This window comes from Mesorhizobium sp. M7A.F.Ca.CA.002.04.1.1, from assembly GCF_004022805.1.
In the GTDB taxonomy this organism is placed as follows: domain Bacteria; phylum Pseudomonadota; class Alphaproteobacteria; order Rhizobiales; family Rhizobiaceae; genus Mesorhizobium; species Mesorhizobium ciceri.
The window spans coordinates 1-15,445 of sequence record NZ_RZPL01000045.1 but is presented as its reverse complement, the minus strand read 5'-3'; the positions used below and the strand labels follow the sequence as shown (position 1 = coordinate 15,445).

Genomic DNA, 15,445 nt, shown 5'->3' with positions numbered 1-15,445 from the left:
ACCAGGAACAGCAGCAGGCCGCGCCGCCGGCCGGTATGGAAGGCAAGGTAGTAGGCGACGGGATAGGCAGTGACGACCGTCGCCAGCGTGACCAGAGCGGCAATGATCAGCGAGCGCAGCGTCACCGTCCAGTACAGCGGATCGGACACCACGGTGACGAAGTTCGCGACGGTGAAACCGGCGCCGAGCAGCGAACCGTCATTGCCGCGGAAGGCGAGGAAAAGCACGAGGCCAAGCGCAAACAGGATCAGCAGGAAGGTGACCAGCGCGCCCGGCAGCAGCATGGCGACCCGGAAGCCCTGGGAAGACCGGGCCTCTGGCGCTGATGTTGCAACTAGGGTCGACATCGACCTGCCTATTGGAAATTTGAAATTGGCCTAGAGTTTTTCATATCCATGAAACTGTCAAGCAGAATCCCCTAACGGAACTCCAAGGAGATAAAGCGCCCTGGTCAGCGCTCCAACGCATCGAGCAGGCGATACCAGGCGATGGTCGCGGCGACGCCGACCTGGCGGAAGGCGTGAAACGGGATCGGCCGGATCGGCGAGACCGGGAAAGGCAATTGCCTGGCGTCGCCACTTTGGAGGTAGCCGGCGATGCGCTCGCCAAGCGCAGTCATCAGGCCGACACCACGACCCTGGCAGCCGACCACGGCGAGCAGGCCTTTCTCCGGCTCGTGGATGTGCGGCAGGTGGTCCGGCGTCATCGCAACCCGGCCGAACCAGCGCTTCTCGATGGGAACGCCGGACAGCGAGGGATAGAGCCGTACCAGCGCACGCTCGAGATGCGCCCAGTCGCCGGCGCTCGTCGGCAGCGCCATGCGGCCCCGTCCGCCAAGCACCAGCCGGCCGTCGGCGCTCTTGCGGTAGTAGACGAGGATGCGCCTGGAGTCCGACACCGCCTGCCCTTCCGGCAGGATCGTGGCCGCCAGATTGGACGGCAGCGGCGCTGTGGCGATCTGAAAGGAATGCAGCGGCACGATCGTCTGGGCGAGACCGGGGATCAGACCGTCCGTATAGGCGTTTGTCGCCAGCACGACCGCCTTTGCCTGCAATTCCAGGCCATTTTCGATCAAAATACGCCAAACACCGGCGGCATTGGCGAGCCGCACGACCCTTTGGCGCTCTGCTATCCTCACGCCAGTCGCGGTCCCGACCCGGGCAAGTTCAGACGTGTAGGCGAGCGGATCGATCACACCGGCGCGGCGGTCGAGCCAGCCGCCGAGATAACCCTGTGCGCCAGTCCTGGCTGCGGTCTCCGCTGCGTTCAGCAACCGGACGTCGGCACCGCGCGCGTGCCATTGCCGGTCGCGGTTCGTCGCCGCCTTCAGCGCGGCCTCGGTGTGCGCCGCCTGGATCCAGCCATTTCGAACGAACGGCACCGCCAGATTCTCGTCGCGGATCAGCTCGAACACCGCGTTGGCGGTCGACGCCGCGAAATTGACAAGCGCCTCGCCGCGCTCCGGGCCAAAATGCTCCAGCAACCATTCCGGATCGTATTTCAGGCCGGGAATGACCTGGCCGCCATTCAAGCCTGATGCGCCCTGGCCGATCTCGCCGGCGTCCAGCACCTGCACCGACAGGCCAAGCCGGGCGGCATGCAAGGCAGTCGACAAGCCCATGATGCCACCGCCAATGATGGCGAGATCGACCCGTTCGCCATTGGGAAGCGATTGAAACGTGGAAGCTGCCTGCGGCCTGCGCCAGATGGGATCGGAGAATGCTGTCGCCAAGGGTCACCTGAATGCGCTGCGATTGGTGAAAATCCTAGTCAGAATTTCACAATTTTGAAAGAGCACCATGGCTTTCGCCTGTGGACTGCCGCCGAGACGACCGGAGACCCAGAGTTCCGATCGCCTGCGACGGGATAGACCTTTGACGGGAATCCGGTGAAAGTGCCACGCCGATCCGGCTAGCCCACATTGTCGATCACTTCACCACATTGCCGATCACTAAGAGGACAGAGCGCCATGACGAACCCGACCCACCTGCCCAGCGAGGGCCTTTTTGTCGGACGCGCCAGAAGCAGCGGTGCTGCATACCCGCTGGTCGTCACGGTTCGCGATGGCACGGTCTTCGACATCACCTCGCGTACGGCACCGACCATGCGCGACCTTTGCGAGATGGCCGACCCGGCTGGGCATGTCCGCTCGGCCGAAGGCAGACCGATCGGTTCGCTCGATGACATCGCCGCCAACAGTTTTGAAACCGGGCGCGATCCAGCAAAACCCTACCTGCTCTCCCCGGTCGACCTGCAGGCGGTCAAGGCATCGGGCGTCACCTTCGTCGTCAGCCTGCTGGAACGGGTGATCGAGGAACAGGCGCGTGGTTCGGCTGAAAAAGCCGATGCCATCCGCGCCGACATTGCCGGACTGATCGGCCACGACCTGTCGAAGCTGAAGCCCGGTTCGCCCGAAGCGATGGAGATCAAGGCCAAGCTGATTTCGCGCGGCGCCTGGTCGCAATATCTGGAAGTGGGCATCGGCCCCGATGCCGAGATCTTCACCAAGTGCCAGCCGATGGCCTCGGTGGGCTTCGGCGCCGATGTCGGGCTGCACCCGGTGTCGACCTGGAACAATCCGGAACCCGAGATCGCCATGATCGCCGCCTCCAGCGGCAGGATCGTCGGCGCCACTATCGGCAACGACGTCAATCTGCGCGACGTCGAAGGGCGTTCGGCGCTGCTGCTCGGCAAGGCCAAGGATAACAATGCCTCGGCCTCACTTGGCCCCTTCATCCGCCTGTTCGACGAGAAATTCTCCATCGATGACGTCAAGCGTGCCGTCGTGCGCCTGAAAGTCGAGGGCGAGGACGGGTTCTCGCTGGAGGGCGCAAGCTCGATGGCCGAGATCAGCCGCTCGCCGGAGGAACTGGTCGCCGCGGCCATGGGGCCGCACCACCAGTATCCGGACGGGCTGGCGCTCTATCTCGGCACCATGTTCGTTCCGTCCAAGGATCGCGGCGAGAAGGGCAAGGGTTTTACCCACAAGGTCGGCGACATCGTCACCATCTCGTCGGAAAAATTCGGCGCGCTGGTCAACCGCGTGCAGCTGTCGCCAGACTGCCCGCACTGGACCTACGGCGCCAGCCATCTGATGCGGGAGCTGGCGAAGGCCGATCTTATTTAGCCAAGCCTTGGCCCAGGGCCACCATCAACGCAATGTTGGCGCCTTATTACTCGTGACCTCGTCGGACTGGAATCCAATGACGATACTTGATGTTCGCCGGCACACCATGAGGCGCAAGCCTGGCGCGCACCTTTCTCGAGAAGGAATCGAACTAGCGCGGTTTGTAGCCCAAGGGGCTGACTCTTATGAACTTGTTGTCACAAGCGAAATTCCACGGGCAATCGAAACCGCAATTGCGATGGGTTTCGAAGTAAATGAGTTGATTGCCGAACTTGGAATTCTTCCCAAAAATATACTCGAAACGATCTCGTGGCCGAGCCCGTTGGCGGAGGTAGAACGTGTACTCCGATCGGACGTAGACTGCATTGCATTTGCTAACACCCAAGTGCGACTGTGGACGAGCATAGCTGCCCGAGTTCCCAACGAAGCGACGGGCTTATTGGTGACGCACGGTGGGATCATCGATCTCGGCGTTGTCGCGTTCCTGATGGCCAGCAAACGTCCTATCGAGGGAGAAGCCATCGGATACTGCGAGGGGCTCCGACTAGAGTTCACCAGCGGAAGACTCACCAATGCCGAAATGCTGCGAGTGCCCGAGCATCTGCATTTGTCGGATACCTAACGGAACAAATCGCCTTGCTCGCCTGGCGGCCGATCGGCTGTGGAGCAACCTGCGCGCCGACCATGACGAGGACTATCTGCTCGGCTAGCCTCGACACCAATTATCCGACAGTCGGAAAATCACCTCAACTGATGCAATCTGATGGGACGGCTGATGACGCCCCGTCAGGCGCCCACTACACCTGCAGATGGAGGCCTGGCAGATGGAGGCTTGCCATCCGTCGAAAAAGGGGATGCTCTGACGCATCCGATCGGCGCTGGCAAAAGACGCAAAACAAGGGACGGATTTTGAACTGACGATCTACAAACGGGAGGAAATCAAATGCTGACACGGCTAAGACGCGTTCTATACGGCCTGTTGGTGGCGCTGATGGTGGTACCAGCAGCGGCACAGGCCAAGACGTTCTACTGGATTTCGCATGGCGGTCCGGCCGATCCGGTCTGGACCTACTTCCTGGCCGGCGCCAAGCAGTGGGCCAAGGACACCGGCAACACGGTCAACACCTCGTTCCACAACGGCGATGTCGCCTCGCAGCAGGAAGCGGTTCGCGCCGCCCTCTCCGCCAAGGCCGATGGCATCGTCACCACGAGCCCCGATCCGGGCAGCCTGATCGAGATCGTCAAGGAAGCGCGTGCGGCGAAAGTGCCGATCATCAATTTCAACACGCCTGATCCGAAAGCCGATTTCAACGCCTATGTCGGCGGCGACAATGTCACCTTCGGCAAGCATTGGGCACAGTATCTGGTCGACAAGGGCCTGGTGAAGAAGGGCGACTTCGTCTGGATGCCGGTCGAAATCCCCGGCGCCACCTATGGCGTGCAGGAAGAGGAAGGCATCAAGAGCGTCTTCGAGCCGCTCGGCATCACGTATGAAATCACGGAAGCGACGCTTGATCAGGCTGAAGTGATCAACCGCATGGTCGACTACCTCACGGCGAACAAGGCCAAGGTCAAGGCGATCATCGGCCTAGGCGACCTCGTCACCGGCTCGATCAAGCGGGTGTTCGACCAGGTCGGCATCAAGCCGGGCGAAATCCCGGTCGTCGGCTGGGGCAATTCGCTCGACACCACCCAGGAAGTGCTGAACGGCTATGTCAATGCCGGCCAGTGGCAGGACCCGCAGGCGACCAGCTATGTCGCGCTTTCGCTGGCCAATATGGCCGCCGGCGGCATTCCTCCGGGCTTCAACGTCATCACCGGCGCGCTCTATGAAAAAGACACCGCGCAGATCTACGACGACATCCTGTCCGGCAAGTAACATCCAATCTCAACAGTCGCGGCCGCCCAACGGTCGCGACTGGCTCTCCATTTCGCCGAGCCCTTCGCACGCGATGTGCAACGCTCAGCCTTCCACTCATGTCGCGGATTGCCTGTGGAAAATCATTCGCTCGTCCCACGCCTGATCGCACGGCCGGAATTCGGCCCTTTCGTGCTGCTCGTCGTCGAGATCGCCGTTTTCTGGAGTTTCAACCACGACTTCCTGTCGCCGCAGAACATCTCCAACACGCTGGCTTTCACGGTCGAGCTCGGCCTGATCGCGCTGGCGATGACGCTGTTGATGACGTCCGGCGAGTTCGACCTCTCGGTCGGCTCCCTGTTCGGCTTCTCGCCGGTCTTGATGTGGACCCTGTTCAACAGCGGCCTGACCTCGCTCGAAGCCGGCTTTGTCGCCGCGCTGCTGGTCGCCGCCTTCATCGGGCTGGTCAATGGCTGGTTCGTGACGCAGCTCAAGATCCCATCCTTCCTGGTGACGCTCGGCATGCTGCTGGTGGTGCGCGGCACCGCCCTTTTCGTCACCGACGGTTTTCCCCAGCGCACCTGGAGTGCGGAGGGCAGTTGGCTGGCGGAAGCGCTGGTCGGCGACTTCTTCATCGGCCCGTTCCGCATCTACATGTCACTGTTCTGGTTCATCGCCGCGGCGATCGCGCTCGGCTACGTACTGACGCAAAGCCGCACCGGCAACTGGATCCAGGCGGCCGGCGGCAACCCGAGCGCGGCGCGGGCGCGCGGCGTCAATGTCAGCGGGGTCAAGATCGGCCTGTTCGTGCTGTCGTCGGTCATGGCCTCGCTTGCCGGCGTCATCTCTTCGTTGCGCACGTCCGCCGCCAACCCCAACAGCGGTACCGGCTATGAGTTGGAAGTCATCGCCATGGTGGTGATCGGCGGTACCGCACTTACCGGCGGGCGCGGCACGATCATCGGCACCGTGCTCGGCATCCTGATCCTGCGTGTGATGCGCAACGGCATCGTGCTGATCGGCGTGCCTGGTCTTGCCTATAACATCTTCATCGGTGCCATCATCCTCGGCATGATGGCACTGCATTCATGGCTGGAACGCCGGCATCAGGCGGGGACTTGAACCATGGCCGAGCCACTGATCCGCATGACGAACATCCGCAAGTCCTACGGCCGCGTGCAGGCGCTGGAGGATGCCAATTTCCATGTCAATGAACGGGAGATCGTCGGCTTGCTTGGCGACAATGGCGCCGGCAAGTCGACGCTGATCAAGGTGCTTTCGGGTGCCGTTCCGCTGACCAGCGGCGATATCTTCATCCGTGGCAAGAAGGTGAGCCTGCGCAGCACCAGCGACGCCATCGCCCATGGCATCGAGACGATCTACCAGGACTCCGCACTGGTCACGCAACTGTCGATCGCCCGCAATCTGTTCCTCGGGCGCGAGCCGATCAAGCCGCCGCGCTTCCTCAACCGGATGGACCAGGAGGCGATGAACACGGTTGCCCGCGATTTGCTCAAGCAGGTCGGCATCACGAAGAACATCCCGCCGACGACGCCGATCGGTTCGCTTTCCGGCGGCGAGCGTCAGGCGGTGGCGATCGCGCGCGCCATGCATTTCGACAGCGACCTGATCATCCTCGACGAGCCGACCAACAATCTCGGCGTCGCCGAAACACAGGGCGTGCTGAGTTTCGTGCGCAGCGCCCGCGATTCCGGTCACTCCTGCATTTTCATCGCCCACAACATCCACCATGTCTTCCAGGTGGTCGACCGCATCGTCGTCATGCGCCGGGGCAAGGTGGTCGCCGACGACATCGACCCGAAGACGACCAGCGTGGCGGAGGTAGAGCGGATCATCACCGGCATGTCGGACAAGGAAATCCGCGATGCCATCACCGATGGCAAGCCGTCGCACTGACTGTCGGGTGATGGCGGCAATCACCGCTGCCTCAGATCGCATCGCTTGTCTGGCGCGGCATCGCAGGGCGCATAGGTAGCGGCATGAAAGCCACCGTCTCGGATATTGCCCGCAATGCGGGCTGTGGGTAGCGGCATGAAAGCCACCGTCTCGGATATCGCCCGCAATTGCGGGCTGTCGACCGCAACGGTCGACAGGGTGCTGAACAACCGGCCGGGTGCGAGTGCGGCCAACCGCCAGCGCGTCATGGAGGCGGCCAAGCAACTCGGCTACCTGCCGGTCGCCGATCAGGTGACGCTGCCCTCGCGGCCCGCCCACCTCGAATTCCTGCTGCCGATCGGCAGCAATGCCTTCATGCGCGATCTCGCCGGGCATATCGAGGACTACGCCGCGCGTCTGCCGCTTGTCGCCTCGTGCCGGATCCACAATCTCGCCGGTATCTCGCCGAACGCGCTGCAGAGCGCTGTCGAAAACCTGTCGCTCAGGGCCAATGGCGTTGGCGTGATCGCTGTCGATCATCCGCGTACGCGCAACATCCTGCGCGACATCGTCGAAGCCGGCATGCGTGTGGTGACGCTGGTGTCCGATGTTCCGACGGCACCGCGCGCGGCCTATGTCGGCATCGACAACCGGGTGGCGGGACGAACGGCGGCGCTGCTGATGGGACGCTTCCTTGGCGGCCGCACCGGCCATCTGGCGATGGTCGTCGGCTCACGTTCCTATCGCGGCCACGAGGAACGCGAGATGGGTTTCCGCTCGGTGCTCAATGAGGAGTTTCCCAATCTGACCGTCAGCAGCGCCGTCGAGATCAACGACGAGCCCGATGCCAGCTACACCGAGACCATGAAGGCACTGCACGACGAGCCAGAGTTGCTCGGCATCTATTGCGTCGGAGCTGGACATTCGGGCGTTGCAAAGGCGATCCGCGAGGCCAGGCCGAACCGCAAGCCGGTGTTCATCTGCCACGACCTGACCAAGGACACGCGCGGTCATCTCGTCGACGATCTCGCCGATGTCGTCATCGACCAGAATGCGCGGCTGATCGCCGAGCAGTCGGTCATTCGCCTGCTCGGCTCGATTGCCTCCTCCGCACCCTATCTGACGCGCAAGTTCATCGAACCGCGCTTGATCTTCAGGGAAAACGTGCCGGTGCAGTGAAGCAGGCGGCCTGCAAAAATGCCTGTTGCCGGATTTGTATGATAATTGGCACGGCAAATCTGCACAGCAGCTATGCAAGTTTCTTTGTTGCCGAATCGTTGGGCAACTCGTAGGTTCTGGTTGTCGGCCATCTACTCCTCCCAGATGCGATGCCGACGCTGAATGGGGTGCACCTCCTCCCGCGCCACATTCGAAAATCGAGCCCGCTGCCACCTCCTCCCGGCAGCGGGCTTTTTTCGTTTGGCCGCCGGAGTTTCCATACCGCCTGGGTCAACGGCGTACGCGGCCCTCCGTCATAGAGCCGTAACCCGCCAACAATCGTGGCGAATCTCAACCGGCGGCAGCGCCCCGGAACGAAACGATCAGCCCTTCGGCCATGCGCACGAACTGGGTGCTCGGACCTTCGGTACCCACGGTCTGCACGCTGACACGCGCGCCCTCGAACAACAGCGACAGCGTATCGGCGAGCAGTTCGGCCTGACCAATGCCGGCATCCCGACATAGCGTCACAAGGCGCGCGCGCTGGGCTTCCTTGAGCTCCTTGATCACCAGCCTGGCCGGATGGTCCGGCTCGGTCAGCTCAGCGGCGGCGTTGGCCATGTCGCAGCCGCGGCCGTCCGCATTGAGCATGGCAGCCGCCTTGCGAACCCAGGCATGCAGTTGGGCAAGCTTGTCACCAGGGAATTCGGCCTCGAATGCTTCCCACATAGCGCCGGCCTTGGCCGCATTGGCGCGCAGGCATTCGACGATCAGTTCGTCCTTGGATTCGAAGTGACGATAGAGCGTCATCTTGTTCGTGCCGGCAGCTTCGGTGATGGCGTCGACGCCGACGCCCTTGATGCCATGCTTGTGGAACATGTCGCGTGCCGTCTCCAGGATCCGATCCCGGGGACGAGAGCGCTCCACGATGCCGTCTGCCATCATGATCTCCTTTCGTTTCCAAAAAACCCTCGGCCACCTCTTGACTAGGGTGTTACCGGTCTGTAACTTCCAGAATGTTACTTACTGGTAACACCTATATCGTCCACCGTCAATAACAAGGCCGTGAACGGCCCTGCCAGACGAGAGGGGCGAGAAACTGCCAATCATGCGGCCTCGGCCGGTGAAGAGATGAAAACGGTTCGCGAGCACGGGCTGCGAATCGACAGACAAGGAGCCGGCCATGCCACAGCGCCGCGATCTTACCATAGATGAAGCCGTCCGGGATCCGATGATCCGGCTGGTCATGAAAGCCGATGGCGTCGACCCGCGCGCCTTCGAGACGATGTTGCGCTCGCTCGCCGATACGCAGCGTGGCGAGGTGCCGTTGCTGCGTTCGCGGGACGGCCTCGGTGACAAGCGCGGCCAAAGGCTGTCCAGGGTTGCCAGCGCCTTCGGGCGGGCAACAGCAGCCGGAGAGGCGTGCGTGTCGTGGTAAACTTTTTCATTCACCGTCCGATCTTCGCCTCGGCGATCGCCATCATCATGGTGCTCGCCGGGTCGATTTGTTATTTCCTGCTGCCCGTCTCGCAGTTTCCCGACATCACGCCGCCGCAGGTCGTGGTCAGCGCCCATTATCCGGGCGCCAGCGCACAAGTGGTGGCCGACACGGTGACGACGCCGCTGGAGCAGCAGATCAACGGCGTGCAGGGCATGACCTACATGTCGTCGACGAGTTCCAATGACGGCTCCTCGACCATCACCATCACCTTCGATGTCGGCTATTCGCTGAGCACCGCCGCCGTCGACGTGCAGAACCGCGTCTCGCAGGCCGCCTCGTCGCTGCCGGCGATCGTCAACCAGGGCGGCGTGACGATCAAGAAGCAGAATCCGAACTTCGTCCTGATCGTCAACCTGACTTCGCCCGACAGTTCGGTCGATCCGGTGGCGCTGAGCAACCTTGCCTATCTGCAGGTGGTCGACCCGCTGAAGCGGCTGCCCGGCGTCGGCGACGTGCAGATCTTCGGCGAGCGGCGCTATTCGATGCGCGTCTGGCTCGATCCCGACAAGCTCGCCAATCTCGGCATCACCGCCGTGGATGTGCAAAACGCCATCGCCGAACAGAACGTCCAGGTGGCGGCCGGCAAGATCGGCCAGTCGCCGGCACCCGCCGGCACCGCCTTCGAGATGCAGGTCAACGCCGTCGGCCGCTTGAGCGATCCCAAGGAATTCGGCGACATCGTCGTGCGCGCCAACACCGATACCGGCTCGCTGGTCAGGCTGCGCGACGTCGCCCGCATCGAACTCGGCGCGCTGCAATATTCGTCGTCTGCCTTCTTCGGTAAAGACCCGACCGTGGTGCTTGCCGTTTACCAGATGCCCGGCTCCAACGCGCTCGATCTGCAGCAGCGCGTCAAGGACAAGATGCAGGAGCTGTCGGGCCGTTTCCCGAAGGGCGTGTCCTATGCGATGCACTACGACACCACCCGTTTCGTCTCGGCGTCGATGCATGACGTGCTGATCACGCTCGGCGAAGCGCTGGTGCTGGTCGTCGCCGTGGTGTTCCTCTTCCTGCAAAGCTGGCGCACGACGATCATCCCGACCATCGCCATTCCGGTGTCGCTGGTGGCGACGCTGGTCGTCATGGAGATGCTCGGCTTCTCGCTCAACATGCTCTCCCTGCTCGGCATGGTGCTGGCGATCGGCCTCGTCGTCGACGACGCCATCGTCGTGGTCGAGAATGTCGAACGACAGCTGGAGGCCGGGCTCAAACCGCTTGCGGCGACCAAGGCCGCAATGACCGAGGTCACCGGCCCGATCATCGCCACCACCGCGGTGCTGATGGCGGTGTTCGTGCCGGTCGCCTTCATTCCCGGCGTCTCCGGCAAGCTCTACAACCAGTTCGCACTGACGGTGGCGATCTCCGTCGGCATCTCCGCCTTCAACTCGCTGACGCTGAGCCCCGCGCTCAGTGCCGCCTTCCTGCGGCATCGCGGCGAAACGCAGTTCGCCCCGTTCCGCTGGTTCAACACCGGCTTCGACAGGCTGTCGCACGCCTATGCCAATGGTGTGCGCATCCTCATCCGTTTGCGCTGGATCATGCTCGGCCTGTTCGCGGCGGGGCTGGTCGCCACCTACTTCGTCTGGCAGCGCCTGCCCTCGACCTTCCTTCCGGTCGAGGACCAGGGCTATTTCTTCGTCGTCATCCAGTTGCCCGACGGCGCATCGCTGGAACGCACCGACGCGGTGGCGCAGAAGGCACGCGACATCCTGCAGGCGACGCCCGGCGTCGACATCGTCGGCTCGATCAGCGGCCTGAACTTCCTGACCAGTGCCGCGCAATCGAATTCGGCGGTCGAATTCGCCATCCTGAAGCCATGGGAGGAGCGGGGCCCCGACCAGAGCGCATCGAAGCTCGTCGCCGATGTGCGCGGCAAGCTGATGCAGATCCCGGAAGCCTTCGCGCTGAGCTTCGATCCGCCGTCGATCCCCGGTATCGGCACGACGGGCGGCTTCGAATTCGTCGTCGAGGATCTGACCGGCCGCGGCAGTTCAGCCCTCAACGATGCGACGCAAGCCGTGATCGCCGAGGCGCGCAAGCAGCCGGAAATCAACCCGCAGCAGCTGTTCTCGCCGTTCTCGACCTCGACGCCACAGTTCAACTACGACCTCGACCGCAGCAAGGCCAAACTGCTCGGCCTCAACCTGCCCGATGTCTTCAACACGCTGCAGATCTATCTCGGCTCGCTCTACGTCAACGACTTCAACCTGTTTGGCCGCACCTTCCGGGTGACCATCCAGGCCGACAAGGATGCACGTGCAGGTGCCGCCGACATTTCGCGGCTCTATGTGCGCAATGCCTCCGGCGGCATGGTGCCGCTCTCGACGCTGGGCAAACTCGTGCCCTTCGTCGGCCCGGAGACCGTGCCGCACTACAACAACAATGCCTCGGCCTCGATCAATGGCGGCGCCGCACCGGGCTTTTCCTCCGGCCAGGCGGTTGCCGCCATGGAACGGGCCGCTGCAACCGCGCTGCCAAGGGATTTCGGTTTCGAATGGACCGGCATCACCTTCCAGGAGCTCAAGGCAGGATCGATCGCGTCCGTCGTCTTCGGCCTCGCCATTGTCTTCGTCTTCCTGATCCTGGCGATGCAGTATGAGAGCTGGGCGATGCCGTTCATGGTGCTGTTGGCGGTGCCACTGGCCCTGTTCGGCGCCTTCGCAGCGTTGTTGCTGCGTGGCATGCAGATCGACGTCTACTCGCAGATCGGCTTCGTCATGCTGATCGGCCTGGCGGCCAAGAATGCGATCCTGATCGTCGAATTCGCAAGGCGACGGCGCGAGGAAGGCCTCAGCATCGTCGACGCGGCGATGGAGGCGGCACGGCTCAGGCTGCGGCCGATCCTGATGACGGCCTTCGCCTTCATCCTCGGCGTGCTGCCGCTGATGTTTGCGACCGGCGCCGGTGCGGCAAGCCGGCAGTCGATCGGCACCACCGTGTTCGGCGGCATGGTCGCGGCGACCATCCTGTCGCTGGTGTTCGTGCCGGTGTTCTACGCGGTCATCGAACAGCTGCGTGAACGCCGCGGCAAAGACGAGCCCACCTCTCAAGACAATGAACCAACTGCTGAGCACGCTTTACCGCCCCTGGCGGAAGCGGCCGAATAAGATTGGAGACTGATCATGCGTAAATGGAAAATCGCGTTGGGAACGGCTGTCGCGCTGGGTGCGATCTCGGTGTCCAGCGTCCCCCTGCTCGATATGGGCAATCTCAGCCTCAATGCCGGCACGGCAGGTGCGGCGCCCGCCCCGGCGGCGTTCGTCATGCCGGTGCCGGGGGTCAGCGTCGTCAAGAAGACGATCCCGATCTACCTCGACTATGCCGCGCGGACAGAGCCGATCCGCAGCATCACCTTACAGGCGAGGATTCCCGGCTATCTGCAGGAGCAGACCGCAGCCGACGGCGTCGACGTCCGGCAAGGCGATCTTCTCTACAAGATCTCGCCTGACGACTTCCAGGCGGCGCTCGACCAGGCCAAGGCCCAAGTGCAGCGCGACACGGCGACGCTCGACTATGCCCGCTCGAATCTTGGTCGCGGCACCGAGCTCGCCAAGAGCGGCTACCTCGCCAAGGACGGCTTCGACCAGCGCACCAGCACCTTGCGCGAAGCGCAGGCATCGCTGGCGCTGAACCAGGCGGCGGTCCGCACGGCAGAGCTCAATCTGAGCTACGCTGAAATCCGGGCGCCGTTTGCCGGGCGCCTTGGCCGCAACCAGGCCTCGGTCGGAACGCTGGTCAGCGTCGCCGGCACCGTGCTCAACACGCTGGTGCAGCTCGACCCGATCTACGTCACCTTCAACCCGAGCGAGACGGATCTGACCGAGATCGAGCAAGCCCGTGCGAACGGCCCGATCGAAGTGGATGTCCTGCTCCCCGGCCAGACCGAGGCAAGCCAGAAGGGCGAGCTTACCTTCATCGACAATTCGGTCGACCGCTCGACCGGCACGATCACGGCGCGCGCGACGATCGGCAATGGCAAGTTCACGCTGCTGCCGGGCCAATATGTCCGTGTCCGGCTGCATGTGAGAGAGCAGGCCGATGCGCTGATGGTGCCACAGACGGCGCTGGGCTCAAGCCAGCTCGGCAAATATCTCTATGTCGTCGGCAAGGGCAATACGGTCGACCAGCGGCTGGTTTCGCTCGGACCGACGAGCGGCGATCAGGTCGCCATCCTCAGCGGCGTCGCCGAGGGCGACCAGGTGATTACGGGCAATCTGCAGAAGATCGGCCCCGGAGCGCCCGTATCGCCGATACCGGAAAAGCCGGCCACCTGAACACCCCCGTCAGGATCCGGCTTCAGCGCGGCGCCCCGGCCTTCCCACAGGTCGCGGGCGCCGCTCGACTGAGCAGTTCCACCAGACCGGCAACATCGGCCCGGTCGGCCTTGGCCGGCGGCATGAATGCACAATAGGGGTGCCCGAGGTGCACCGAGACGAGGAGAGCGCAATCAGCCGACCGGCCTCCAGATCGGCGTGCGCCATGACCCGCTGGCCAAGCGCGATGCCCAGGCCGAGCCTTGCCGAGGCGATCGGCGTCGGTGAGCGCGATGCGGTTGCCGCTGCGCACGAACAGCTGCTTGCCGAACCAGGTTTCGAGATTGCGTATCTGCTGGCTGACCGCCGCCGACGAAACGCCGAGTTCAGAGGCGGCCAAAGTGAAGCCGCCGGCACGGGCGGCAACTTCAAAAGCCTTGATCGCATTCAGCGGCGGCAACCGTTCCACAGCGGCTCCATATGACTCGCCAGAGGGAATTTCGAAACGGTCTCTGCAGCGTTGGCCAATCAATTGAGATAGCCTCTTGTTAGATTGTCGACAATCTGCTTGTCTTGCTTTCGGTTTCCTGGGAGTGGCCGAATGGCGAAAGCGGATTTCAGTCCTATCGCGGATACGACGCGACGCGCCGAGATCGTTGCGCTGTTGCGGCGCGCGATCCTGACCGGCCAGCTCGCGCCCGGCCAGAAGCTCAACGAGCTCCGTATCTCCGAACAGATGCGGGTCAGCCGCGCGCCGCTGCGCGAGGCGATGCGCGAGCTGGTCCAGGAAGGGATCCTGACCAGCATCCCCTATGCCGGCACCTTCGTCATCGAGGTCACAGCCAAGGACATCGACGATGCCTATTCGTTCAACAAGGTGATGGACGAGCTGGCCATCGAGCGGGCGTGGCCGCTGCGTGACCAGCGCTTCTTCGACGAGCTCGACCGGCGCCACGAAGCCGTGAAGCAGGCGACCCGCGCATTGGACACGACACGCCAGATCGAAACCGCGCTGCAACTGCATGGCCTGATCTACGAATGGGCCGACAATTCGGTGCTGCTGGAAACCTGGCAGCGGCTGACCAGCCGGCTGCAGATGTATTTCGCGCTCCACCAGCATGCCCGCAACGAGCCGGTGCCGGCCGAAGACGTTCACGAAACCTATGTGCGGTTGCTGAAGGGCAAGGACATGCGTGCGGCCCAGCGCCATGCCAGGGAGCATATCGATCTCGACTTCGAGGAGTTGCTTGCCTACGCGCGCAGCCTCGAACAACGCCCATCGAGGGGCGCCTGACCCGTTCCCAACACCACAGACAGCGGACAAGACACGTGCAGATCGAGACCATCAAGGCCTACCACGTCATGCAGCCCTTCGTTGACGGGCTATACCGCATGTCGAAGGGGCGCGAGGCCGACGCCTTCGACGCCGTGATCGTGTCCATGACATCAGACAGCGGCATCACCGGCTGGGGCGAGATGGCGCCGCTCGGCAATTTTTACTCGGCCGCCTTCCCCGCCGGCGTTCGCGCCGGCGTGGTCGAGATCGCGCCGCATCTGATCGGCCGCGATCCGCGCGGGCTGGCCAGCATCGGGCGGCTGATGGACACGGTGTTCAAGGGCCATCCCTACATCAAGTCGGCGCTCGACATGGC

13 protein-coding genes and 2 pseudogenes are annotated in these 15,445 nt (G+C 63.2%); 11 read left to right on the top strand and 4 right to left on the bottom strand.

Annotation, left to right across the window (positions count from 1 at the left end; genetic code table 11):
• Nucleotides 1–347 (bottom strand): annotated as a pseudogene (locus ENZ75_RS04360) (ABC transporter permease); the annotation flags it as partial.
• Nucleotides 348–451: 104 nt separating this feature from the next.
• The gene (locus tag ENZ75_RS04355; RefSeq protein WP_063167635.1) at nt 452–1,732 is read right to left on the bottom strand and encodes an FAD-dependent oxidoreductase; all 1,281 of its coding nucleotides are present in this window, start codon (nt 1,730–1,732) and stop codon (nt 452–454) included.
• Between the two features lie 237 nt (nt 1,733–1,969).
• Between ENZ75_RS04355 and ENZ75_RS04350 the strand changes: the two genes are divergently transcribed.
• From ENZ75_RS04350 to ENZ75_RS04325, 6 genes are all read left to right on the top strand, one after another.
• Nucleotides 1,970–3,127: a fumarylacetoacetate hydrolase family protein gene (locus ENZ75_RS04350; RefSeq protein ID WP_063167634.1), complete on the top strand. Its 1,158-nt coding sequence runs from the start codon at nt 1,970–1,972 to the stop codon at nt 3,125–3,127.
• A gap of 76 nt (nt 3,128–3,203) precedes the next feature.
• Nucleotides 3,204–3,749: a hypothetical protein gene (locus ENZ75_RS04345; protein ID WP_064995104.1), complete on the top strand. Its 546-nt coding sequence runs from the start codon at nt 3,204–3,206 to the stop codon at nt 3,747–3,749.
• Nucleotides 3,750–4,070: 321 nt separating this feature from the next.
• The gene (locus ENZ75_RS04340; RefSeq protein ID WP_063167633.1) at nt 4,071–5,006 is read left to right on the top strand and encodes a substrate-binding domain-containing protein; all 936 of its coding nucleotides are present in this window, start codon (nt 4,071–4,073) and stop codon (nt 5,004–5,006) included.
• A 114-nt stretch (nt 5,007–5,120) separates the two neighbouring features.
• Complete coding sequence (locus ENZ75_RS04335; protein WP_013532869.1) at nt 5,121–6,107, top strand: ABC transporter permease; 987 nt, start codon at nt 5,121–5,123, stop codon at nt 6,105–6,107.
• Nucleotides 6,108–6,110: 3 nt separating this feature from the next.
• The gene (locus ENZ75_RS04330) at nt 6,111–6,902 is read left to right on the top strand and encodes an ATP-binding cassette domain-containing protein (protein ID WP_063167632.1); all 792 of its coding nucleotides are present in this window, start codon (nt 6,111–6,113) and stop codon (nt 6,900–6,902) included.
• Between the two features lie 135 nt (nt 6,903–7,037).
• Nucleotides 7,038–8,060 carry a LacI family DNA-binding transcriptional regulator gene (locus ENZ75_RS04325; protein WP_063170185.1) on the top strand — a complete coding sequence of 341 codons (1,023 nt, stop codon included), beginning with the start codon at nt 7,038–7,040 and terminating at the stop codon, nt 8,058–8,060.
• A 330-nt stretch (nt 8,061–8,390) separates the two neighbouring features.
• Here the strand turns inward: ENZ75_RS04325 and ENZ75_RS04310 are convergent, their stop codons facing one another.
• Nucleotides 8,391–8,981 carry a TetR/AcrR family transcriptional regulator gene (locus ENZ75_RS04310; RefSeq protein WP_013532873.1) on the bottom strand — a complete coding sequence of 197 codons (591 nt, stop codon included), beginning with the start codon at nt 8,979–8,981 and terminating at the stop codon, nt 8,391–8,393.
• 241 nt (nt 8,982–9,222) lie between these two features.
• Here ENZ75_RS04310 and ENZ75_RS04305 point away from each other — a divergent pair, with 241 nt between their 5' ends.
• The 3 genes from ENZ75_RS04305 to ENZ75_RS04295 are packed head-to-tail and all read left to right on the top strand — an operon-like array spanning nt 9,223 to nt 13,814.
• Nucleotides 9,223–9,477: a hypothetical protein gene (locus tag ENZ75_RS04305; RefSeq protein ID WP_024502614.1), complete on the top strand. Its 255-nt coding sequence runs from the start codon at nt 9,223–9,225 to the stop codon at nt 9,475–9,477.
• Complete coding sequence (locus ENZ75_RS04300; protein ID WP_024502613.1) at nt 9,471–12,647, top strand: multidrug efflux RND transporter permease subunit; 3,177 nt, start codon at nt 9,471–9,473, stop codon at nt 12,645–12,647. Before ENZ75_RS04305 ends, ENZ75_RS04300 begins: the two co-directional genes overlap by 7 nt.
• Before the next feature lie 15 nt (nt 12,648–12,662).
• The gene (locus ENZ75_RS04295; protein ID WP_128277915.1) at nt 12,663–13,814 is read left to right on the top strand and encodes an efflux RND transporter periplasmic adaptor subunit; all 1,152 of its coding nucleotides are present in this window, start codon (nt 12,663–12,665) and stop codon (nt 13,812–13,814) included.
• Between the two features lie 22 nt (nt 13,815–13,836).
• Here ENZ75_RS04295 and ENZ75_RS35570 read toward each other — a convergent pair whose 3' ends face one another.
• Nucleotides 13,837–14,262 (bottom strand): LysR family transcriptional regulator, encoded by a 426-nt coding sequence (locus ENZ75_RS35570; protein ID WP_275955645.1) that lies wholly within the window; start codon nt 14,260–14,262, stop codon nt 13,837–13,839.
• Between the two features lie 132 nt (nt 14,263–14,394).
• Between ENZ75_RS35570 and ENZ75_RS04285 the strand changes: the two genes are divergently transcribed.
• Both ENZ75_RS04285 and ENZ75_RS04280 read left to right on the top strand, forming a co-directional pair.
• Complete coding sequence (locus tag ENZ75_RS04285; RefSeq protein WP_063167630.1) at nt 14,395–15,087, top strand: GntR family transcriptional regulator; 693 nt, start codon at nt 14,395–14,397, stop codon at nt 15,085–15,087.
• A gap of 35 nt (nt 15,088–15,122) precedes the next feature.
• Nucleotides 15,123–15,445: pseudogene (locus ENZ75_RS04280) on the top strand (mandelate racemase/muconate lactonizing enzyme family protein); the annotation flags it as partial.